General features: G+C 42.9%; 18 protein-coding genes and 2 pseudogenes. 9 read left to right on the forward strand and 11 right to left on the reverse strand.

What is annotated here, in order from left to right; translation table 11 throughout:
• Positions 1 to 136: 136 nt before the first annotated feature.
• The gene (locus BGL89_RS16215; protein WP_286826574.1) at positions 137 to 1,426 is read right to left on the reverse strand and encodes a glucose-1-phosphate adenylyltransferase; all 1,290 of its coding nucleotides are present in this window, start codon (positions 1,424 to 1,426) and stop codon (positions 137 to 139) included.
• A gap of 206 nt (positions 1,427 to 1,632) precedes the next feature.
• Here BGL89_RS16215 and BGL89_RS16220 point away from each other — a divergent pair, with 206 nt between their 5' ends.
• From BGL89_RS16220 to BGL89_RS16230, 3 genes are all read left to right on the forward strand, one after another.
• The gene (locus tag BGL89_RS16220) at positions 1,633 to 2,997 is read left to right on the forward strand and encodes a collagen-like protein (RefSeq protein ID WP_286826625.1); all 1,365 of its coding nucleotides are present in this window, start codon (positions 1,633 to 1,635) and stop codon (positions 2,995 to 2,997) included.
• A 162-nt stretch (positions 2,998 to 3,159) separates the two neighbouring features.
• On the forward strand, positions 3,160 to 4,155 hold the full coding sequence (dusA, locus tag BGL89_RS16225; RefSeq protein WP_286826575.1) for a tRNA dihydrouridine(20/20a) synthase DusA: 996 nt from the start codon (positions 3,160 to 3,162) through the stop codon (positions 4,153 to 4,155).
• Positions 4,156 to 4,170: 15 nt separating this feature from the next.
• On the forward strand, positions 4,171 to 4,983 hold the full coding sequence (locus BGL89_RS16230; protein WP_286826576.1) for a DUF362 domain-containing protein: 813 nt from the start codon (positions 4,171 to 4,173) through the stop codon (positions 4,981 to 4,983).
• Between the two features lie 564 nt (positions 4,984 to 5,547).
• Here the strand turns inward: BGL89_RS16230 and BGL89_RS16235 are convergent.
• Positions 5,548 to 5,898, reverse strand: coding sequence for a Rieske (2Fe-2S) protein (locus BGL89_RS16235; RefSeq protein ID WP_271974476.1), 351 nt, complete (start codon positions 5,896 to 5,898; stop codon positions 5,548 to 5,550).
• 8 nt (positions 5,899 to 5,906) lie between these two features.
• On the reverse strand, positions 5,907 to 6,488 hold the full coding sequence (locus BGL89_RS16240) for a DUF1997 domain-containing protein (RefSeq protein WP_286826578.1): 582 nt from the start codon (positions 6,486 to 6,488) through the stop codon (positions 5,907 to 5,909).
• Positions 6,489 to 6,739: 251 nt separating this feature from the next.
• Here BGL89_RS16240 and BGL89_RS16245 point away from each other — a divergent pair.
• A pseudogene (locus BGL89_RS16245) lies at positions 6,740 to 6,992 on the forward strand (response regulator); the annotation flags it as partial.
• Here BGL89_RS16245 and BGL89_RS16250 read toward each other — a convergent pair.
• A complete protein-coding gene (locus BGL89_RS16250) occupies positions 6,993 to 7,175 on the reverse strand; it encodes a hypothetical protein (protein ID WP_002763844.1) in 183 nt (60 codons plus the stop codon).
• 219 nt (positions 7,176 to 7,394) lie between these two features.
• On the opposite strand from BGL89_RS16250, the gene BGL89_RS16255 reads away from it, so the two are divergent.
• The 3 genes from BGL89_RS16255 (at position 7,395) to truB (ending at position 11,292) form a co-directional block, all read left to right on the forward strand.
• Entirely contained in the window at positions 7,395 to 8,948 is a 1,554-nt protein-coding gene (locus tag BGL89_RS16255) for a hydantoinase B/oxoprolinase family protein (RefSeq protein ID WP_286826581.1), read from the forward strand.
• Positions 8,949 to 9,246: 298 nt separating this feature from the next.
• The gene (gene tsaD / locus BGL89_RS16260; RefSeq protein WP_286826583.1) at positions 9,247 to 10,311 is read left to right on the forward strand and encodes a tRNA (adenosine(37)-N6)-threonylcarbamoyltransferase complex transferase subunit TsaD; all 1,065 of its coding nucleotides are present in this window, start codon (positions 9,247 to 9,249) and stop codon (positions 10,309 to 10,311) included.
• A gap of 99 nt (positions 10,312 to 10,410) precedes the next feature.
• On the forward strand, positions 10,411 to 11,292 hold the full coding sequence (truB, locus tag BGL89_RS16265; RefSeq protein WP_286826584.1) for a tRNA pseudouridine(55) synthase TruB: 882 nt from the start codon (positions 10,411 to 10,413) through the stop codon (positions 11,290 to 11,292).
• Positions 11,293 to 11,478: 186 nt separating this feature from the next.
• Here truB and BGL89_RS16270 read toward each other — a convergent pair.
• The 4 genes and pseudogenes from BGL89_RS16270 to BGL89_RS16285 form a co-directional block, all read right to left on the reverse strand.
• Positions 11,479 to 11,739 (reverse strand): annotated as a pseudogene (locus BGL89_RS16270) (winged helix-turn-helix domain-containing protein); the annotation flags it as partial.
• 101 nt (positions 11,740 to 11,840) lie between these two features.
• Positions 11,841 to 12,887, reverse strand: a complete 1,047-nt coding sequence (gene hisC / locus BGL89_RS16275; RefSeq protein ID WP_286826586.1) for a histidinol-phosphate transaminase — start codon at positions 12,885 to 12,887, stop codon at positions 11,841 to 11,843.
• Between the two features lie 91 nt (positions 12,888 to 12,978).
• On the reverse strand, positions 12,979 to 14,199 hold the full coding sequence (gene ispG, locus BGL89_RS16280; protein ID WP_286826587.1) for a (E)-4-hydroxy-3-methylbut-2-enyl-diphosphate synthase: 1,221 nt from the start codon (positions 14,197 to 14,199) through the stop codon (positions 12,979 to 12,981).
• A 34-nt stretch (positions 14,200 to 14,233) separates the two neighbouring features.
• Positions 14,234 to 15,148 (reverse strand): alpha/beta fold hydrolase, encoded by a 915-nt coding sequence (locus tag BGL89_RS16285; RefSeq protein ID WP_286826588.1) that lies wholly within the window; start codon positions 15,146 to 15,148, stop codon positions 14,234 to 14,236.
• A gap of 416 nt (positions 15,149 to 15,564) precedes the next feature.
• Here BGL89_RS16285 and BGL89_RS16290 point away from each other — a divergent pair, with 416 nt between their 5' ends.
• Together BGL89_RS16290 and lysS are read left to right on the forward strand one after the other, a co-directional pair.
• A complete protein-coding gene (locus tag BGL89_RS16290; RefSeq protein WP_286826589.1) occupies positions 15,565 to 16,134 on the forward strand; it encodes a TIGR04376 family protein in 570 nt (189 codons plus the stop codon).
• A 128-nt stretch (positions 16,135 to 16,262) separates the two neighbouring features.
• On the forward strand, positions 16,263 to 17,984 hold the full coding sequence (gene lysS / locus BGL89_RS16295) for a lysine--tRNA ligase (protein ID WP_286826590.1): 1,722 nt from the start codon (positions 16,263 to 16,265) through the stop codon (positions 17,982 to 17,984).
• 46 nt (positions 17,985 to 18,030) lie between these two features.
• Here the strand turns inward: lysS and BGL89_RS16300 are convergent, their stop codons facing one another.
• The 3 genes from BGL89_RS16300 to BGL89_RS16310 form a co-directional block, all read right to left on the reverse strand.
• Positions 18,031 to 19,677, reverse strand: coding sequence for a DUF3685 domain-containing protein (locus tag BGL89_RS16300; protein WP_286826591.1), 1,647 nt, complete (start codon positions 19,675 to 19,677; stop codon positions 18,031 to 18,033).
• 58 nt (positions 19,678 to 19,735) lie between these two features.
• The gene (locus tag BGL89_RS16305) at positions 19,736 to 20,176 is read right to left on the reverse strand and encodes a Fur family transcriptional regulator (protein ID WP_286826592.1); all 441 of its coding nucleotides are present in this window, start codon (positions 20,174 to 20,176) and stop codon (positions 19,736 to 19,738) included.
• Between the two features lie 633 nt (positions 20,177 to 20,809).
• The gene (locus BGL89_RS16310) at positions 20,810 to 21,280 is read right to left on the reverse strand and encodes a DUF29 domain-containing protein (RefSeq protein ID WP_286826593.1); all 471 of its coding nucleotides are present in this window, start codon (positions 21,278 to 21,280) and stop codon (positions 20,810 to 20,812) included.
• Positions 21,281 to 21,486: the final 206 nt, after the last annotated feature.

The following is a 21,486-nucleotide window of genomic DNA, read 5'->3' on the forward strand; positions in this document are numbered from 1 at the left end:
AGGTGCGAAACCCCGCAAGGGAAAGAAGCAGAAACCTAAATCGTGAGGTTTGGGAATCACCGTCCGTTTACGGCGGTGAGGATGTCAAAACCTGTTCAACATTTAAATTGGTAACTGATAACTGATAACTGATAGATTAAATCACCGTCCCGTCGGGAATAGTGGCATTTTTGAAAATAACCACGATACCGCTGCGAACATAGAAACCTAAATCTTCGCGATTAGCTTCTTCCACACGATCTTTGTTAACAATTAAAACATTGGCACCAATGCGAGCATTTTTGTCCACAATTGCCCGACGAATAGTCGAATCAGGGCCGATACCCATGGGAACTTTGCCATTTCGGGCGAGACTTTCCCGTTCGGGGAAAGACTCATAAAAGTCCGATCCCATCAGCATTGTATCCTCGATCGAGCAGTCTTTGCCGACTCGACTACGAATACCTAAAATCGAGTGATGGATGCGACATTCTTTGAGAATACAACCTTCAGAAATCATCGATTCTGTCACCGTACAATTGAGCATTTTTGTCGGTGGCAGATAGCGAGAACGGGTATAGATGGGGGCTTTTTCGTCGTAGAAACTAAAGGCGGGATTTGGTTGTTGGGTCAAGGCGAGATTAGACTCATAAAAGGCTTCAATCGTGCCGATATCTTCCCAGTAACCTTTAAATAAATAAGCCTGAAGATTGTAGTCTTTAGCCGCCGAGGGAATAATTTCCTTACCGAAATCGGTCTGTTCTTTATTGGCATCGAGCAGATCGATTAAAACATTCTTTTTAAAGACATAAATTCCCATGGAGGCGATGTAGGGATTTTGACGGGCTTGGTCAGGATTTAAGCCTAAAATCGTCGTATCTACCCGCATTCTTTCCAATTCTGCCCCTTTGGGTTTCTCATAAAAATCGACAATTCGCCCCGAATCATTAATTTTCATCACCCCAAAAGCGGAGGCGCGACGTTCATCGATGGGAACCACCGATAAAGTGATATCGGCGTTGGTTTCCCGATGGCGTTCGATGAACTTGCTGTAGTCCATGCGATAGAGATGATCTCCCGAGAGAATTAGATATTCATCGATATCCCAATCCTTCATCGTCCAGATATATTGTCGTACTGCGTCGGCCGTGCCTTGGAACCATTGAGGATTCTCCATGGTTTGTTGAGCGGCCAAAACTTCCACGAAACCATCACTAAAACCCGTAAAATTATAGGTACGATTGAGGTGACGATTGAGGGAAGCGGAATTAAATTGCGTCAACACATAGATTTTGTCAATCTGGGAGTTAATACAATTGCTGACGGGAATATCGATTAAGCGATATTTTCCCGCTAGGGGGACGGCAGGTTTTGCCCGCAGTTTCGTTAACGGATAAAGGCGAGTTCCAGCCCCGCCACCCAAGATAATAGCTAATACTTTTTTCACGCGCGTAACCCTCGCGATTGGCTGTTTCCTTCTCAAAGTAAGTGTAGGATGATAGCGCACCTTATTGATAGAGGGGAAACAAAAATCTCAATCTAAAAGTCATCAAGAGGGAATTGATCGGAGTCTTTGCGGATAAATTCGCTAAAATCATGAATTTTTGGGCTAAATCATTAATATTCACCTTTTTTATCCCTTTACCGTACCTAATGCCCGCCACGGTGACGGGCGATCGCTGTTCTTGGTTAGCCCAAGGTTCCGATGTACAGACTTTCGGTAAACAAGGCCAAAGCGGGAAAGCTGGCAAGGTCGGCGGCCAAGGCAGAAATAGTGATAGTTTAACCCTCTTTCTCGATAGTTCTCCCCTAAAACTCGATATTTCAGGACAAAAAGGGGTCGATGGTGAAAATGGCAGCAATGGCAGCGATGGCAACTGTAGCGGTCAACCGGGCAATGTAACACGAAATCTCCAGGCGGCCGGTGGTGGCAACGGTGGCAATGGGGGTAATGGTGGTGATGGGGGCAATGGCGGCGCTTTAACCCTCTATGCCACTAATTTAGATTTTTTAAGACAAGTAACGGTCAATGCGGCCGGAGGCGCTGGGGGTTTTGGGGGTCAGGGAGGCCAAGGAGGTAAAGGTTGTCGCTGTTCCCAACCTTTTTGGACAATTCAAACCTGTAGCGGTAGGCCGGGTGATGCCAATTATAGCTGTACCACCAGAGAATTTAGCTGTCAGGATGGTCTCGATGGGGCGACGGGTAATAGTGGTCGTAACGGTCGCGAAGGGCGTTTGGGACAGTTAACTTTAATTCAAATCGATCGCCCTTTAACTGCCGATCAACCGAGCGCAACTGTTCTCCTTTCGGAGTTAAAAGAACGGGGTTATATTCTATCTAAAAATACTTGGGAAACTCGCACCGGGGCAATGTCTTTATTTGCCCCCGGTTCCCTGATCGATGATCAATATCGGATTTTAGTAGATCGATCGGAACGTTCTTTTATTTTAATTTGGAATGCGCCCCAAGAGTTTAACCGGTTTACTAATCAGCGTTTTACTTTAACCCTCGATGATCAAAAGGAACTGAGGGTAACTATCCCCAGTGAACTCTGGATCGAGGGAACCACTCAAAAACGCAATAATGTTACGGAATTTGTCGTTTATAATGCTGTTTTTGAACGAGATGTCACCCAATTAGAAGCAAAAGGTATTACAGGAAATGGTACTGATTTAAGGCTTTTTCTCGAAGATAAAGCTTCCCAATCGAATTTAATCGGCACTAAATTTAAAGTGCGTTATCGCGTCACTCGTTGGCAAGCAGACGACCTACAAACCAGTCCCAGAACCGATTTTGTCACTCGCTACGAAGGAGATATGCCTGCTAATTTGGTCCGACAGGAGGGCAATCAATTTATTCTAGATATCGGTCAATTACCCTTACCTGTGGAATCTTTACGATCGGGTACGGGGGTAGAAATCGAGTTACTGGCTACTCGTTCTTTTGCCGGTTATTCCAAAGAACAAAAAATCGTCATTCGCGACACGATTAAAGGGGCAAATATCCCACGGAGGTAAGTCAAAAAAGCTCCCTTCTCTTTTCTCCAGTGCAGTCTTAACGAGTAATTTAGATAGTCAACTTACCAAAAGGCTTTAAAATATCTTGGGAGGAAGACTGGTTCTTCTGTCGGTTTACCTAGGGAATGTCCCGATAGTTTAGAACCAATGTTAAAGGGAAAGATGGGCAATATTTTAAGTGTGGCGCCGATGATGGATTATACCGATCGCCATTTTCGCTATTTTTGGCGACAAATTAGCCGTCGTCCCCTTCTCTACACGGAAATGATCACGACGATGGCGATTAAACACGGCGATCGCTATAAGTTGCTGGGGTTCTCCCTAGCAGAAAAACCTCTAGCTTTGCAGTTAGGGGGTGATAATCCCTATCTCTTGGCAGAATGCGCTAAAATAGCCGAAGATATGGGTTATGACGAGGTAAATCTCAATGTGGGTTGTCCTAGTTCCAGGGTAAAAGAGGGCAATTTCGGCGCTTGTTTGATGGCTAACCCGGAATTAGTCGCGAGGGGAATATCGGCAATGAATCAAGCTGTATCGATTCCCGTGACTGTAAAACAGAGAATTGGCATTGATCATCAAGATAGTTACGAAAATATGGCGAATTTTGTCCGTATTGTCGCGGATGCGGGTTGTCAACGTTTTACCATCCATGCGCGCAAAGCTTGGTTACAGGGATTAAGTCCCAAGGAAAATCGCACCGTCCCCCCTTTGCGTTACGATGATGTTTATCGACTAAAAAATCACTTTCCCCATTTGTTTATTGAAATTAACGGCGGTATCATTGATTTAGAACAGGCTAGACAACATTTACAATTAGTAGATGCAGTTATGATTGGTCGGGCAGCCTACGATAATCCCTATTTATTTGCCACAGTCGATCGAGATTTTTATGGGGAATCGGTTACTCCTCCTACCCGGGAAGAAGTAATCAAAAAAATGCTTCCCTACATCGATGAGTGGGTGAGTAAAGGTTATAAACTACACCAGATCAGCAAACATCTTCTACAGCTTTTTGCCGGTCAGCCCGGAACTAAGGCCTGGAAGCGTTATATTAGTGAAAATAGCCATTTTACTGGGGCCGATTCTGGGGTAATCTGGCAAGCTTTACAGCAGGTAAATTCCCTCAATGATCTGGCTAATCTTTCAGCTTCCCATTGATTTATTTTCTTTTCTATGATTACCCAATCCTCAATTACTGCCGGGGTAAAAAATTCAGCTATGGTGGATTTTGTTTATCAACCTCCCCCGGCAGCTATCACAGCTAAACGTATTTTAATTAAACCTAATTTAGGTTATCCTGTGCCTCCCCCAGTAACGGTTAGTCTGCCGGTATTAAGTCAAGTTTTGCGGGGATTGAGAGGGGTAAATCCTGGAGCAGAAATTATCTTGGTAGAGGGAGTTTGTTCGGCTATTTCTTTGAGAGAAATTATCGATATTTTGGGAGTAAAATCTATTCTCGCTCCCGGAATAACCATTCTTGATGCTGATAGTTTACCCCAGCAAGAATATCCGAATCTTTCCCCTTTTCCTGTCCGTTTTCCCTCGATGTTTGCTCCTAAAATTATCGAAGAAGTGGATTGTCGGATCACGATTGGAACCTTAAAACGCACCCATTTAAAGGATAAACCCCTGATTTCTGCTTCTTTAAAAAATCTCTATGGACTCTTTCCCCGTAGTCATTATCAGGCCCGTAGTCCTAACTCGCGGGGGCAATTACATCGCCCCTCCGTACCGCTAATTTTACAGGATGTCTATTTTTGTATCGGTCATCTTTTTGATGGGGCAGTGGTGGACGCTAATCTCAAATATTTTAGTAGCAATTGGCGACCGGATCGAGGAAAATCTATTCCTCTGGGTCAAGTGTTTTGGGGTGATGATATGATTAGCGTGGATCGTAGTGCTTGTCTGTTAGGTGATGAACCAATGCCAAGTTATTTAGAGGCGATCGATTTGCTTCGTTCTCAACTTTTGAACGGAACCAATTAGGCTTAATAATTCTTGGCTAAAATAGGCAAACACTTGTATTAAATAATATCTGGCTTATTATTTCTACTGCAAAGCCTTCCGATCCTAGGCTGACATGACGGTATTTTATACTAAATCCTGTTTAAAAAGTATAGGAGAGTGGGGATCACCAGAGCGGGGTAGGGTTGATTCATGAATCAACCCTACCTTGAATCAACCCTAGAAGCGGGGTAGGGGAACAATCCTTGACATCCTCGCCGCCGTAAAACGGACGGCGATTCCTCACCACGCCACTTTTTTAGGGTGGTCGCGTCAACGGGGTTGACGCTTCACGGGATGCTGCTTCTTTAACAGAAGTCTTACGCTTTCCGACCCGTCCATTTTGAGTGTCCGAATGCCCTCCGGCCATTATCGCTTTTTCCATTGTAGCTTAAAGCCGTCGTAAAACGACGGGGTTTTAACCCAAATTTTCGATAACTGGGTTTTTACGGAAACGAGCGAGGTAGGGTTTGGCATTCTCCAAGATTACCCCATTGTCGAGTGAACTATTCTTTAGGTTGCCCAAAACCCCCGTCGGTGAAGATGTCAAGCGTCTATCCAGATGCTGCCGTCTTCGATGCGAAGGGGATAAACGGGTAAAGCTTGGGGTTGAGAAACTGCCGCCATCGCTTTGTTAACCACAGGAGGCCAGGTAATCCAGTCTTTGACAGCACCACTACAGAGATCAAAAGAACTACGATGCCAGGGACAAACGATCGCGCCGTCCTCGGTAATTTTGCCTTTCGTCATCGATAATTTTAAATGAGGACAAAGATTGCCAACGGCGTGGAATTGACCGTTATTGTTAATCAAGAGAATGGAACTGTCCCCCACTTTTACCACTTGACGGGCGCCGGGGGCAAGGGAATCTACAGATAATACTTTTGTCCAACTCATATTTTTATTTAACCAAGGGAGAGATCGAGAATTGTTTCGGGGTAATTTTGGGCAATAATGTCCTGTTTGGCCCATTGTTGGTAATCTTGCAACAATTGACTCATTAAACGCTGTTTAATCCGCAATAAAACCCCTTTTAAGAGACTATTGCCGGCGATTTCTAACAGTGGACGCGGGGTTAACCATAATGGTGGTGGTAGGGCAACTTTCACCTCAAGATTGGCTTTCCCCGCTAGATAGGTTTGATTATTTTTTTCCACAGGAGCGAGTTTGCCTTTAACATTGAGGCTAAAGCGATCGTTGATATAATCAATACCTTTGATCTGACAGTCTTCTGATTGCAAAAATATCGTCCCCCCAGAAGTGGCCCAGACATTGAGAATAACCGTGGGCTGAAAATAGTACAAATTCAAGAAGTTGAGGGGACGCATTTTCAGTCGAAACCGATTCTCAGACAAGTTTTCTGTTAAGCTAGTCTCAACGATAGCCTGTACTAATCTTTGCGGTTGGCGCAGATAATGCTGAATCGGGATTGTTTGTTCAGCAACAACAATTTCTAGGGATTCGGCAGCGCTAAAAGTTACTTCCATAAGTTGGCTATCTTAAATTTGTCTCCCTTATTAATTTTACCTTGAATGTCAGCTTGAAGGAACCCTCGGTTTCACCTCGGAGATGAAAAGCTGACCAGCATATAAACAGCGAAGCACGGCTAATATTCAATCTTAGTCTTGGTTTTCAACGGGATTAAACTCAGCCCTGCGAGTATTAAAATAATTAGTTTCCACCACCCTTGACAGTTTGTACAGTGATATGATATGGTGAAATAATATCACGTTGGGAAGTTATTTTAGATGTACGGATGCCTTTCTTAAATGGACAGAGCGCCGCTATTGAAATCAAACAGTTCGCCCCTCATATCCCCATTATTGCCTATAGTTTCTTGGCAAAGCTTCCAATAGAAAAAAAATAATCAAACTACAGTTTTTGACCTATACTACCCTAAAGATATATCTTCCCAAGCTCTGATCAAAGCGATCGATGACTTGGGAAAATTAGCACAATCGGACAAATCTCAATTCCGTCGGGTCGGATAGTTAACTAAGTTTTTCTTCAGGAAAAGTTGCTTGAAACTCATCGAGTAATTCATCCAACTCCTCAAGAGCTTGATTAACATCTAATCTCAGACCCCCAATGTCGGGTTTATCGCGCAATTGCAGTAAATAATCCCGTTTATTGGCCATTTGTTGCACTTTATCGATCAAGCTGGTTTTATCCATAATTCACCCTCTGGTACTGACTGCGATTATATATCAGTCAGCCCATATCAGTGAACAGTGATCGGTGAACAGTGAACAGTCAGTGATCACTGGTAACTAGAGCTCCCGCAAAAATCAAAAATCTTCTCTTGGGTGAGCAGACAGTAAACTCCGAGACAGGAGGAGAAAAAAGACAAGAGACAGCTAACTGATAACTGATAACTGATAACTGACTTTCCTATGTCCCCTCTCAATTCTCACATTGCCGATCCTATTTATCTAGAAATCTTTAAAAATCTCTATCAATTTATTGCCGAAGAAATGGGGATTACTCTCCAAAATACGGCAGCAAGTGTCAATATTAAAGAGCGCCTAGACTTCTCCTGTGCTATCTTTGATGAGATGGGAAATTTAATCGCTAATGCTCCTCATATTCCCGTCCATTTAGGCTCCATGGCCGATAGTGTTAAAAGCTTAATTCAGGATAAAGGTGAGACGATTCGTCCAGGGAATGTTTATCTGGCTAATAATCCTTATAATGGCGGTACTCACCTGCCAGATGTCACAGTAATTAGTCCTATTTTTGACCGCCAAAATCAGGAAATATTATTTTATCTTGCCTCCCGGGGACATCAAGCTGATATCGGTGGAATTACCCCCGGTTCTATGCCTCCCCATTCTGTTCATATTAGCGAAGAAGGAATTTTATTCGATAATTTTTTGCTGGTAGCGGGGGGACAGTTTCGGGAACAAGAATTAATTAATCACTTAACTAATAGTCCTTTTCCAGCACGCAATATCGCCCAAAATATTGCCGATTTTCAAGCACAAATAGCCGCTAATGCCAAGGGGGAAAGAGAATTACATAATCTGGTTGATCGCTACGGATTAGCTATGGTTAAAGCCTATCAACAGTTTGTTCAAGATAATGCGGAATTAGCGGTTAGAAAAGCTATATCTGTCCTGAAAGATGGTGAATTTACTTATTATCTGGATAACGGTGCTGTCATCAAGGTCAGAATTAGCATAGATATTGATAATTGTCAAGCAACTATTGATTTTACTGGCACATCTGACCAGTTAAATAATAACTTTAATGCACCCCTAGCAGTGACAAGAGCGGCGGTTTTATACGTTTTTCGTACCCTTGTGGAGGAGGCAATTCCTTTAAATGCTGGCTGTTTCAAACCCCTCCATTTAATTATCCCGTCTGGCTGTTTTCTTAATCCCGTTTATCCGGCGGCCGTGGTAGCTGGAAATGTGGAAACTTCCCAGGCAATAGTTAATGCTTTATACGGTGCTTTAGGCATTCAAGCAGCCAGCCAAGGGACGATGAATAATTTCACTTTTGGCAATCAAGAATATCAATATTATGAGACTATTTGTGGCGGTTCCGGTGCGGGGGCAAATTTTGCGGGAACCGCTGCCGTGCAAACCCAGATGACTAATTCCCGTCTCACCGATCCAGAAGTATTAGAAATGCGCTATCCTGTGTTAGTAGAAAGTTTTAGCATTCGCCCCGATAGTGGCGGCAGGGGACAATATTATGGAGGTGATGGTGTGATTAGAAGAATTAAATTTCAAGAGGCTATGACCGCCAATATTCTGTCGAGTAATCGCCTGATTCCCCCCTTTGGACTGGCGGGAGGAAAAGCTGGTAAAATAGGACGTAATGCCGTGGAAAGAAACGATGGAACTATCGAAGAATTGCCCGGTACTGCGACTGTAGAAATGAACCTTGGTGATATTTTTATTATTGAAACCCCCGGCGGTGGTGGCTATGGAAATTGCTGAACGATAACTTTAATTAGGGTCTGCTGAAAAAGTTTTTCGGTGGGGGTAGGAGTCAGGAGTCAGGAGTCAGTAGCCGGTCGTTTCAGGCTTTGTTGCCCTTGNNNNATCCTATTTTCGCAGCACTAACATCGGACTTTAACAGGTCAAAAGCTTTATTTTAAAAGGGTTTTACCATTATTCAGCAAGCCCTAATTAAGTACCTAAGCAAAATTAATTACACATATCTAACTACCTTTTGCCCATTGCCTTTTGCCTATCCTAACCAAAAAGTTAATTTTGTCCTATTACTTATTAATTCATGACAATTATCTTAGCGATCGAAACCAGTTGCGATGAAACGGCTGTGGCTATTGTTAACAATAACCTGGTGTTGAGTAGTGTGGTTTCTTCTCAAATTGATCTCCATCGTCTCTATGGCGGTGTTGTGCCGGAAATGGCCTCCCGACAACACCTAGAAACCATTAATTTTTGTCTAGAAAAAGCTTGGCAAGAAACGGGGTTAAATTGGTCAGAAATTGATGGAATAGCCGCCACAGTTGCCCCCGGTTTAGTAGGTGCTTTAATGGTGGGAATGACGGCGGCCAAAACCCTGGCTATTGTCCACGATAAACCCTTTATCGGCATTCATCATCTCGAAGGTCATATCTATGCTTCCTATCTCGCTGAATCTGATCTTAAACCTCCTTTTTTATCTCTTTTAGTCTCTGGGGGTCATACCAGTTTAATCCATGTGCAGGCCTGCGGAAAATATCAACAATTAGGAACCACTAGAGATGATGCAGCCGGAGAAGCTTTTGATAAAGTGGCACGATTATTAAACTTAAGTTATCCCGGTGGTCCGATAATCGATCGCATGGCCAAAGATGGTAATCCCCAAGCTTTTCCCTTTCCTGAAGGTAAAATATCTTTACCAACCGGCGGTTTTCATGCCTACGATTCCAGTTTTAGTGGTTTAAAAACTGCTGTTTTGCGCTTAGTAGAGAAATTCGAGCCAGATAATTTACCTGTAGCTGATATAGCCGCTAGTTTTCAAGATACGGTAGCCAGAAGTTTAACCCGTAGGACAATCAATTGTGCCTTAGATTATGGCTTAAAAACTATCGCAATCGGTGGAGGAGTGGCGGCCAATAGTGCCTTAAGAAATCATCTGGAAACTGCCGCCAAAAATCATCATTTAACCGTCTATTTTCCGCCGCTTAAACTCTGTACCGATAACGCCGCTATGATTGCTCGCGCTGCTGTTGATCATTATGATCTTGGTCATTTTTCTGACCTTTCCCTCGGTGTTCGTTCCCGTTTACCTTTAAGCGAAGTTATGCAATTATATAATACGTCAGATTCAGCCGTCAGTATTCAGAATTGAGGAGATTGCTTTTATCTATTCTCCCCATCTCCTGTCTCCTGTCTCCTGTCTCCTGTCTCCTGTCTCGACTAGGAAATTAATTTTCCACGACTACTTAAAATGTTTGGCTTTTTAAATCTCAATAAACCCCCCGATTGGACTTCTCACGATTGCGTAGCCAAAGTCCGAAAAATTCTTAAGACTAAACGAGTCGGCCATGGGGGAACTTTAGATCCTATGGCTACGGGAGTTTTACCGATCGCCGTCGGGGCTGCCACCCGATTACTGGCCTATTTACCCGAAAATAAGGCTTATCGGGCAAAAATCCAGTTAGGACTCAGCACCGATACCGATGATATTACGGGAAAAGCGATCGCTGCTTGTCCCTGTGCCGATTTAACTTTAGAGGCAGTTAAGCCCCATTTAGCGGAATTTATCGGCAATATTGCCCAGATTCCGCCAATGTATAGTGCTATTCACAAGGATGGTCGTCGTCTCTACGAATTGGCGCGCAAAGGGGAAATAATCGCAGTGGAGCCTCGTCAGGTCAAAATTGACCAAATTACGGTTTTAGACTGGTTAGAGGGCGAATTTCCGCAAATAGAGCTAGATATTCACTGTGGATCGGGGACTTATATTCGTTCCCTGGCCAGAGATTTGGGGAAGGTGTTAGCTGTGGGTGGCACTTTAGCCAGTCTAACTCGCACGGAAAGCTGTGGTTTTCAGTTGGCCGATAGTATTAATCTGGAAGCTTTAATGGCTAATTCCGAGGGTTTAATTTCGCCTCGCATTGCCTTGGCACATCTAGACTGGATTTCTTTCACACCAGAGAGAGTTATCGATTGGTTTCACGGCAGAAAAATTAATCTCACCGATACAAATGTTATACTCGGTTCTCTGGTTGCTGTGGAGTCTTTAGAAGCTGAATTTCTCGGCATTGGTGAGATAGTTGTTATAGAAGATGAATACTACCTACAGCCTAAAATAGTTATTCAGCAATAGGGTTAATAATAAACACTTTTTCTAGATATTAAGTATGCTTATCTGGACAAACTAAGCTTTTTTATACCAAATCCGTTTTTAATAGTATGATTAACTCCCAATCGATCTTTAAAAACCCAGTTATGGATTGTTTCCCCCCACTTCCCACTTCCCACTTCCCACTTCCCACTCTCCTATACCTTTTAAACAGGATTTAGTATTATTAACAGTATAAACCCACTGATTATGATTTTTTCTGGCCAGGATTTTTTTAGAAGCGACCAAAGATTTTAGACAAAGATTGAGCATAGAAACGGGACGATTTAAGCGATTGCTCAATTCTTGAACTGTGATTCCTTGGGGATAAACTTGCATAAGTTCAAAAATTTGTGCGGTAGTATTTAGTCCTTTTGTCGGACTAATAATCTTGATAGCCAAGGCTAGTAATCGGGAGAAACAACAGGCTATTAGACCATTGTTTGTCGCTGCTTTGTTCCGCTCGATCTAGCCTTTTTTTCGATAAGTTATTAGGGTTTAAAGTGCTAATAAAGTCTTGACGGAAATAGAGATTAATTTGTTCCCATAATCTCTTGAATAGCGGATAAAAGGCGATCAATCTCCCCATCAGTCCCGATCGAAATCCGCACATAATTCTGAATGCGAGGATGTTTAAAGTATCGCACTAATATCTGACGCTCTTTGAGTTGATTATATAACTCACTGGCACTAATCTGGGGGGGAGAAGCGAGGATAAAATTAGCTTCCGAGTCAAAAACAATAAATCCCAACTCGCGCAGAGAAGTAATTAAACGGCCGCGTGTTTGACGGACTTTTTGCCAAACTTCCTCAAAATAATTATGGTGTTTTAAAGCTGCTGTGGCTAAAGTTTGAGCGATGCGATCTAAATTATAGGAATCACGCACCTTATCCATCTGTTCGATAATGGCCCTGGAAGCAAAACCGAAACCGACTCTTAACCCCGCTAAACTATAACTTTTCGACATAGTGCGACTAATAATGACATTATCGTAACGGGAGAGAAAATCGAGATGATTGTCATCACTAAAATCCACATAAGCTTCATCAATTAATACCAATCCCGAGGCATTAGCACAGGTTGCTTCTAAATAGTCGCGATCAAGATGTTTACCGACGGGAGGATTAGGAGAAGCTAGAAAAATTAATTTCGCTTCTGGACAAATAATCGGTCCTTCCAATGCAAATTTATCATTAGTGGGAAATTCGATAATATTTGCCCCGTGTACCCGGGCAATTGTCTCGTAAAGGGAATAGGTTAAATCTAAAAAAGCGACGCTTTCGCAAGGGTTAACAAAAGTTCGCAGGGCGATATTAAGGATATCATCGGAGCCATTACCCGCGATTATCTGATCGGCTGTTATGCCGTATAATTCCGCCGCCGTTTGCCGTAACTCTTTGGAGATAGGATCGGGATAGAGTCGGACTTTCTCTAATTGCTCTGGCAGGTGGGCAAAAATTTCCGCCAGTGGGGGATAGGGATTCTCATTGGTGTTAAGTTTGGTAAATCCCGCAGTTTGGGGCTGTTCTCCCGGAGTGTAGGCGGGGGTTTGACGAACACAATCGCGTGTAGGTAGCATGAACTCTCTGGGGCGGCAATTTCTAGCAAGCTTTTTATTATAGCTGATTATCAGGGGTTGAAATAGGTTCAACCCCTACCGGTAAAACTAATTAAGGTTCTACCCAACGGCCATCGGCTTTAATTAAATTAATCAACTCGCTTACACCTTCATTTTCGGGGACGCGTTTAATTTCCTCGCGACCGCGATAAAGGGAGATATAACCGGCCTGTTTCCCTACATAACCATAGTCTGCGTCGGCCATTTCTCCCGGTCCGTTGACAATACAACCCATAACGGCGATATCGAGTCCGGTGAGGTGTTGAGTCGCTGCGCGCACTTGCTGCAGGACATCTTCTAAATTAAAAAGAGTGCGACCACAGGAAGGACAGGCAACGTATTCGACCATGGTTTTCCGCAGTCCCAGGGCCTGGAGAATGCTGTAACAGACGGGAATTTCCTTTTCGGGAGCTTCCGTCAGAGAAACGCGAATCGTATCACCAATACCGTCCGCTAACAGAGTGGCAATCCCGGCAGTGGATTTAATGCGTCCGTATTCCCCATCTCCTGCCTCAGTAACCCCCAAATGCAGGGGATAATCCATACCTAACTCGTCCATGCGCTTAACCATGAGACGATAGGCGGCTACCATAACTGGCACGCGGGAAGCTTTTAGGGAAATGACCAGATTGCGAAAATCGAGGGATTCGCAGATGCGGATAAATTCTAAAGCCGACTGTACCATTCCTTCGGGGGTGTCGCCGTAGGTAAAGAGCATTCTTTCGGCCAGAGAACCGTGGTTAACGCCGATTCGCATCGCTTTACCTTGATCTCGCAGGGAAACTACCAAAGGTTTCAGGGTTTCGGCAATTTTTTCGCCAATTTCATCAAATTCTGCTTGACTATACTCGCCGCGGTCGGCTTTCGGTTTCTCGAAAACGTACAAACCGGGGTTAATTCGCACTTTATCGACGTGCTTGGCCACTTCTAGGGCGATTTTCATACCGTTGTGATGCACATCGGCTACTAACGGCACGGGTTGATAGGTGGCCAGCAGTTTTTCCCTAATTTTAGCCAAAGCGGTGGCGTGGGCCAGACTCGGCACGGTGACGCGGACAATTTCACAACCGACTTCATGGAGGCGACGGATACCGGCCACGGAACCATCTATATCAAGGGTATCCTCGTTAATCATCGACTGCACGACCACGGGATGACCACCACCGATGGTAACGCTACCTACCTTGACGGGACGGGTTTTGCGTCGGTGAATCGTGGTGTCGAATTCGGAGGCAGTTGCGGGAGGTTTGAGCGTCGATTCCAAGGTTTGCATAGGACTATCACCAACAATCACTCTCCCTATTCTCTCAAAGAACAGGAACAGATTCTAGCCACTCTAATAAAATTGGATTAAAACGGTCGGGACATTCATCCTGTAAACAATGACCGGCCTGTTCAAATTCTACATATTTAATCCTAGGATTAAGGGAGACAAAACCCTGGGCTAACTGGACGGGAACCATCCGATCTTGCTTTCCCCAACACAATAAAATCGGGATTTCTAAGCGTGGTAAAATTAACTTTGCTGGTGGACAATATTCGGGATGATTGACAGCTTGTGCTAGGGAAATAAAGGCCTCGGCTGCCCCCTCATCTAGGGTTGGGGCGGCGATAATTTGTACTAATTCCTCGCTGACTGCTTTCTTGTCTTCGTAGGCGATTCCTGCCCATTTTTTCAAGACTTGCGGACGACGCAGATAGTAAAAAATCGGTTTTAATAGCCAAGGAGAAGTGAAAAATTTTTCGATAGGAGTGACGATATTTAATAACCAATCGGCGATCATTTCCCGCCGACGGCTGACATCGGGTAAACTGAGCATAACTAATCCGGCTACCATTTCCGGATATTTACCCGCTAGGGCCATACTAACTAAAGAACCGATCGAATTGCCCACTAATACCACGGGTCTGTTAATAACAGTTTGCCAGAAATCGTGTATTTGTTCCACCCAGAGATTAACGGTATAGGGAACCTGTACTTTGCGCGAACCACCAAAACCTAATAAATCTACTGCGTAAACTCGATGATTTTGGCTGAGAATAGGAATATTATGGCGCCAATGTTCGATCGCCGCTCCAAATCCATGCAGTAAAATTAAAGGGGGATTATCGGCATCTTGGGGGTTTTTTGCCGGCATAAAACTATAACGAATTTGCCAACCGCGCCACACCCAATCCCGTTGATAACCGATGCGTTCTGTCCAAGCTGGTGAAGTTGTCACTTAAGTCAAACAATTAAGAGGTTTTCAGGAAATATTACCCTGGTTTTATTATACTGGTTTCCCCGTCCCTGACCCGCAGCCGAATAACATTTTTGTACTACTTTTCCCAAATATATTTAGAGCTTGCTGAATAAATCTAAAAACCTTGTTGGATAAGACTTTTAGACCTTTTTGAAATCCAAAAGTGCCTCGTCTGGGAGTGTTCAGGGGGAAAATTCCTGGACTTTTTCCCTGAAAATTAGGTAATTGAGCCCCTCAAAATCGGTAAAACCCCACACCCCACACCCTACCCCCACCGAAAAACTTTTTGCCGCAAACCCTATTTAAACCTAGGGTTGATCTAGCCTATGCTAAAAAGAGGGGGATTAAAATCAATCGCTCCTAGACTTTAATTGAAAATTTAGGATATTGCACCGATGGGCAATCTATTTGATGATGTCAGTCGCTTTCTTGAAACCCAACTGGAAGAATTTCTCAGAAGTCATCCCCAGTTAGAATTACAGGCGCTGGTGGAACAACTGCGCGAACAGGAGCGCGATACTGCTAAACTGATTAGCGCCCTAGAAAATGAGCGTCAACGTCTCGAACAGCAAATTTTGGCCACTGCCCAAGATATCCAAACTTGGCACGCTAGAATCGATAAGGCTAAGGCCGCTGGACGGCAGGACTTGGTTCAGGCTGCTAGTGAACGCGAGGCGGCCCTATTTCGTCAGGGTAATCAACTTTGGGGACGGATGGAAGGGGTGAAAAAACGTCTGAGTCAATCCCAAGAGTTACTGCAACAAGTCCAACAACGTCGTCAAGAAGTGCAAATTAAAGCCGAAAAATCCCCTAAAAATCAGTCCCGTGACTGGGAAACCAGTTTTTGGGATCAACCCCAAGAATCGGACTATCAGCGCTCGAACTACGATAATCTCGATCTAAAATTTAAAGAATGGGAAATGGAAGAAGAATTGAAAAAATTAAAGCGAGAAATGGGACGATAATTTTTCAGTGAGCAGTGAACAGTAAACAGTAAACTGATAACTCACATCTGATAACTGATCACTGAAATCCCTAAAACCCCAACACCCAACACCTAAAAATTCCCCAGAATTGTTCCTCTTAGAAAATGATGGCATCTCAAGCACAAAATCCTGAAAATCAACCCTCCTCTACCCTCGAAGAAATCCGGGCCGCTCGTTTAGAAAAAGTGGCAGGATTGCAAAAAGCTGGCGTAAATCCCTACGCTTACCAGTGGAAATCTACCGCTCACGCTCAACAATTACAAGAGCAGTACGCTGACTTAGCACCGGGGGAAGAAATTAGCGTCGAAGTAGCCATTGCTGGTCGGATTATTGCCCGAAGAATTATGGGTAAACTAGCCTTTTTTAACCTGCAAGATGAAACGGGAACGATTCAATTATACCTCGATAAAAAACGCATTAGTGAAACCATGGCCGCCGTGCCGAATGCCTTTAACACGGTGATTAAACTGACCGATACGGGCGATATTTTAGGAGCAAAAGGCACAATTAAACGCACAGAACGCGGGGAATTATCTATCTATGTAAACGAGTACGAAATTCTCACCAAATCCCTCTTACCTCTACCAGATAAATGGCACGGTTTAACCGATGTAGAAAAACGTTATCGACAAAGATATGTGGATTTAATTGTTAATCCAGAAGTGCGACAAACTTTTCGCCGTCGCGCCCAAATTACCGCTGCCATTCGCAGATATTTAGACCAAGAAGGTTTTATTGAAATTGAAACTCCCGTGCTACAAAGTGAAGCGGGAGGAGCCGATGCTAGACCGTTTATCACCTATCATAATACGCTGGAGATGGAGTTATATCTCCGCATTGCCACCGAGTTACATCTAAAAAGATTAATAGTGGGTGGTTTTGAAAAAGTCTTCGAGTTAGGCAGAATTTTTCGCAATGAAGGGGTTTCTACTAAACACAACCCTGAGTTTACTTCCATCGAAATCTATCAGGCCTACGCCGATTATTATGACATGATGGAGTTAACCGAAAACATTATTGTTAAGGCCGCACAAGATGTTTTAGGTACGCTGAAAATCACCTATCAAGACACGGAAATTGACCTAACTCCCCCTTGGCGACGAGTGACTATGCACGAATTAGTCCAAGAAATAACCGGGGTTGACTTTAATAGTTTTGATGATTTCGATTCGGCTCGTATTGCCGCAGAAAATGCCAGCATTGGCGTTCCAGAGGACTGTAAAACCATCGGTAAGCTCCTAAATGAAGCTTTTGAACAAAAAGTCGAAGAAACCCTAATACAGCCCACTTTTGTGCTAGATTTTCCCGTGGAAATTTCGCCTTTAGCTAAACCCCATCGCTCAAAAACTGACCTCGTAGAAAGATTTGAATTATATGTGGTTGGACGGGAATTAGCTAATAGTTTTTCTGAGTTAACCGATCCCATCGATCAACGGCAAAGATTAGAAGCACAGGCACTCAAAAAAGCGGCTGGAGATTTGGAAGCGCAGGGAGTTGATGAGGACTTTTTAACCGCTTTAGAATACGGAATGCCCCCCACGGGAGGCCTAGGAATTGGCATCGATCGCCTGATCATGTTATTAACCGATTCTGCCAGTATTCGCGATGTGATTGCTTTCCCCTTATTAAAAAGTCAAAGTACAGCGATTAAATCTTTTGACTACGATCAGGAAAAAAAAATTCTGAAAGTGGAATTTAATCACGGTGGTATCTATCTTTATCATGATCTACCTTTGGCAGTATATAAAGATTTTCAGTCTGCACCATCGAAAGGACAGTTTTTTGTCGGACAAATTCGCGATAAATACAGTTTTGATAAGGAATTGTAAAAGTTAGGACTACTTCAGTTATCAGTTATCAGTTATCAGTCATAATTCATAATTCCTTTTTACCTTTGACTTCCTGCCAAGTGTTACCGACTCCCTGTAAAACCCCGCGAATTACTAACCCAATACCGCGACCGATAACTTGGATAAGAATATAGACTACTCCCTTACCCACCACCCGAAAAAAAGCGCGTAAACGCGGAGATAAAGAGTCTCTTAATTCTAAGGCGATCGAAACTAACCAGGGTATGCCTGTTAAACTATTTAATTCTTCCTGTCGGGGGGAATAAATGGCTAGAGATTTGATTTGTCCCTCGCTATAGTGAAATAATTGATATTGACTTTCAAAGATATCTTTGGGTTCTTGCCAATATTTTTTCCGTCGGTATTTCCAAGATAATTCATTGCGGATTTTAGCTAATTTTCTGGCGATGAGAAATTCTGAACGGTAAAGTTTTTGTTTGACTCTTTCCGATTCCGAGAAGTTATTGAGAATAATTACTGTCACTGCATTGGCAATATTATGAATGAGATTTTGCAGCAGAATTTCGGCTCTGGCGATGGTTTCAGGAGCATTAGCCCGGTATTCTACTCCGTCAATAGTTAAACTATTTTCGTACAATAAATAGGAAAATAAGTCAAGAGTAAAAGGAATTTTATTGAGGATTTCTGTTTGAATTGCCTCTCTTTCTTCCAGAATAATTTCGTTAAGTCTGCTTTTACTAATTTCGTCAGAAACCGAGGCATTAATTTCTAAAAATTTACGGGTAACTTTCTCCCAGATATCGTAAATAATCAGATTTAAGCGACTGGTTAATTCCCCGCTGCTAATCTGTAAATATCTCATTTCATCGACGTTTTTCCGAATTTCATCGAGAACTAAATACAATAATTCCCGTTGCCGATTATCCTGTAAAACATCAATTTCAAAACTAATCTTTGTTCTATTAATTAAAGGCGATCGAATGACCGCTAAAGTCGATTCAAAAACTGCCGAAACACAGAGGGGACGCTCGCGGCTTAAAATTGGTAATTCCCGATCGATATTGTTAATTATTACCGAGGGTGTCACTGAAGCTGAATTGTAATAGCTCCCTTCGAGAGGAATTAGTTTTCTCACTAGCCATAGAGCCGCTAAAAGTTCTCGTTTTCTCCCCTGCCAGTAAAAGCGATCAAAGCCGGATAAAGACTGTTGATTGAGGTGGAGATCAATTAAATGTAATTCACTTTCGATGCGATTTAATCCCGTTTTTCCAGCAGTGATTAACCAATGGCTAGGGGCTAAACTTGGACGAGTAGCAATGGTGAGAGGGGAAGGGGCGACATCGTGGGTTTCATCCCGGGAAATTTGCCCTAAAATAGTGATAAATTGCTCTAGGTTTGTGCCTTTGGGAATATAACCGGCGATGCCTAATTCTCTGGCGATTAGTTGCTGTCTGGAATCGAGAGGAAAGGTTAATAGAACAATTTTACTTTCGGGATAGCGAGAGTGGAGAATTTCACAGTAAGACCAATCAAAAAGAGGATCGATAAGGATAATTTCGGGGGCCGGATTAAGAGTCAAAGCGAAAATTGTTTCTAAATCCCCTTCGGTGACGATAGTAATATTTTCTATCTGCGACAAGGCCTGCACCAGACCCAAGCGAAAAATCGGGTCATTATCGATGATAATTAGGGTGAGAGGGCGATCGATCACAAGAGTTGCCGTCTGTCAACGGATACTATTCACAGGGGCAATTATACAGTTATCTGGCTCATTTGTTTTGTTTATAGCCATAAAAATCGATGCGATAATCGGTAATTTTTACCCCTGTCGATTCCTCGATCTGTTTAATTAATTCCGGGGGAAGTTCGATATGCACATCGATTATTTGTTGACTGTCCAGACAATTGACGTGACTGTGGGAATCGCTGATGTTACCGTAGAGTCTGCCGTCCCAGCGTTCCACAGATTCGATAATGCCCTGACCGGATAGGGCTTCTAGGTTTTGGTACACTGAGGTATGACCGATGTTCTTTCCTTGCAGATTGAGACGATCGTAAATTTCTCGCGCTGATAGGTGTTCCCGCGCTTGCCATAGCAATTCTAAAATATAGCGACGCTGACGACTAACCCGCATTCCTAATGTTTGACACCTTTCGATCGCATCTTCTAAACACCGGATCGGTTTTTGTTTTACCTCCACATTGTCCATCGTTGTTTCCCTTGACCTCCGCCCTAATACATACTCATTACCAGTTTAGCTTAGTCTTTCGATCGATGTCCACATTGTCCCCCCAACCCCTTACCTACAGGTAATGGTTTTTTTTGTCAATACTCAAGACTATTTCTCGATCCACATTACACAATTCTGGTTCTAAGTCAATAGCCTTTACAAAACTTAAAAAATTGTCACATAAAGAAATGTCACCATTAGGGGCTTTTTTTGGGCAAGAGGATCGATACAGTACCCTGATTGTCTTGGTTTTGCGTTGATTTGAGATTTAATGCTTAAACTAAGCCCACAGCATACCACGATCATAACATATTAGTAAATGTAGGCAACCCCGATTTTCAGCTAAATTTTGGCAAATTCGGGAAAAACACTCTCCTTGTAACTTACTTGTTACATTTAACTAATCGCCCCAAATATTTAAATATTTTAATTGTTTATCTTAAATTTTATAATTTTTACTTATGCGTGAAGGCTGATTAACTAGGGTTGGGCAAAAAAGCTTGTAAGCTCTATTTAAGGTCAGTCGAATCGGTTAGTATCGGGAGACAGATGTGACTTGTATAGCTTCCCAGTTTTTGAGATTTGAAGACTTTTTAGCAGCATTTTGAATTATCAGCCATAGAAATCTTCGTCAAGAATTTGTTCTAAGGAAAAAGGGCAGTCTAAGGGATATGCTTCCTCTGGAGGAATCGCAATGCCAAAGTCAGCCAATTTACTTTCCTTGATGGCAATTTTACGACCTTTAGGATAGGTTTTATCGATGGCGATTGCTACATGAGATTTCAAAGAAGGGGTGTTTTCTAGTAAGGCGATAACTCGTTCCCTATGTTCGACAATGGAGCTATACCAGCTAGATTTCATGCTTTCAGGAGCGGAGGATTGTACTTGTAATTTCAGTAAATGAGCCAGCAAAATCATTAAATTTCCTTCCAAGGCATTTTTATCTGATTTACCCAATTCTTTCAACTCCTCAACTAAATGAGATACATCTAATGCCTGAAAATCTCCTTGTTCCAACTGACCTATTGTTGTGATCAGCCATAATTGAAAATCTTGTTCATAGAGTTCTGATTTAGTTATCATAATTGCTTCGATAATAGTTAATCTAGACTGAATTATACTCTATTTTGCAGATTTCGGATGTTTCTAGCGGTAAATGTTAAGTTTTATTACAGGATTTAACATTTGCACCTATTCCCTATTCCCTTATCATTAGGATAAGCTGTTAATTAAGCATTTAACAGGTAAGAGGCACTCTTGCAACAGTAAAGAGATAGGCGGTTAAAATA

It is taken from the genome of Microcystis sp. LSC13-02 (genome assembly GCA_002282935.1).
Lineage (GTDB): Bacteria > Cyanobacteriota > Cyanobacteriia > Cyanobacteriales > Microcystaceae > Microcystis.

Bases quoted from the DNA above. Each gene is read 5' to 3' on its own strand.
- BGL89_RS16220 (WP_286826625.1), top strand. From the start codon at position 1,633: ATGCCCGCCACGGTGACGGGCGATCGCTGTTCTTGGTTAGCCCAAGGT.
- dusA (WP_286826575.1), top strand. From the start codon at position 3,160: ATGGGCAATATTTTAAGTGTGGCGCCGATGATGGATTATACCGATCGC.
- BGL89_RS16230 (WP_286826576.1), top strand. From the start codon at position 4,171: ATGATTACCCAATCCTCAATTACTGCCGGGGTAAAAAATTCAGCTATG.
- BGL89_RS16235 (WP_271974476.1), bottom strand. From the start codon at position 5,898: ATGAGTTGGACAAAAGTATTATCTGTAGATTCCCTTGCCCCCGGCGCC.
- BGL89_RS16240 (WP_286826578.1), bottom strand. From the start codon at position 6,488: ATGGAAGTAACTTTTAGCGCTGCCGAATCCCTAGAAATTGTTGTTGCT.
- BGL89_RS16250 (WP_002763844.1), bottom strand. From the start codon at position 7,175: ATGGATAAAACCAGCTTGATCGATAAAGTGCAACAAATGGCCAATAAA.
- BGL89_RS16255 (WP_286826581.1), top strand. From the start codon at position 7,395: ATGTCCCCTCTCAATTCTCACATTGCCGATCCTATTTATCTAGAAATC.
- tsaD (WP_286826583.1), top strand. From the start codon at position 9,247: ATGACAATTATCTTAGCGATCGAAACCAGTTGCGATGAAACGGCTGTG.
- truB (WP_286826584.1), top strand. From the start codon at position 10,411: ATGTTTGGCTTTTTAAATCTCAATAAACCCCCCGATTGGACTTCTCAC.
- hisC (WP_286826586.1), bottom strand. From the start codon at position 12,887: ATGCTACCTACACGCGATTGTGTTCGTCAAACCCCCGCCTACACTCCG.
- ispG (WP_286826587.1), bottom strand. From the start codon at position 14,199: ATGCAAACCTTGGAATCGACGCTCAAACCTCCCGCAACTGCCTCCGAA.
- BGL89_RS16290 (WP_286826589.1), top strand. From the start codon at position 15,565: ATGGGCAATCTATTTGATGATGTCAGTCGCTTTCTTGAAACCCAACTG.
- lysS (WP_286826590.1), top strand. From the start codon at position 16,263: ATGGCATCTCAAGCACAAAATCCTGAAAATCAACCCTCCTCTACCCTC.
- BGL89_RS16305 (WP_286826592.1), bottom strand. From the start codon at position 20,176: ATGGACAATGTGGAGGTAAAACAAAAACCGATCCGGTGTTTAGAAGAT.
- BGL89_RS16310 (WP_286826593.1), bottom strand. From the start codon at position 21,280: ATGATAACTAAATCAGAACTCTATGAACAAGATTTTCAATTATGGCTG.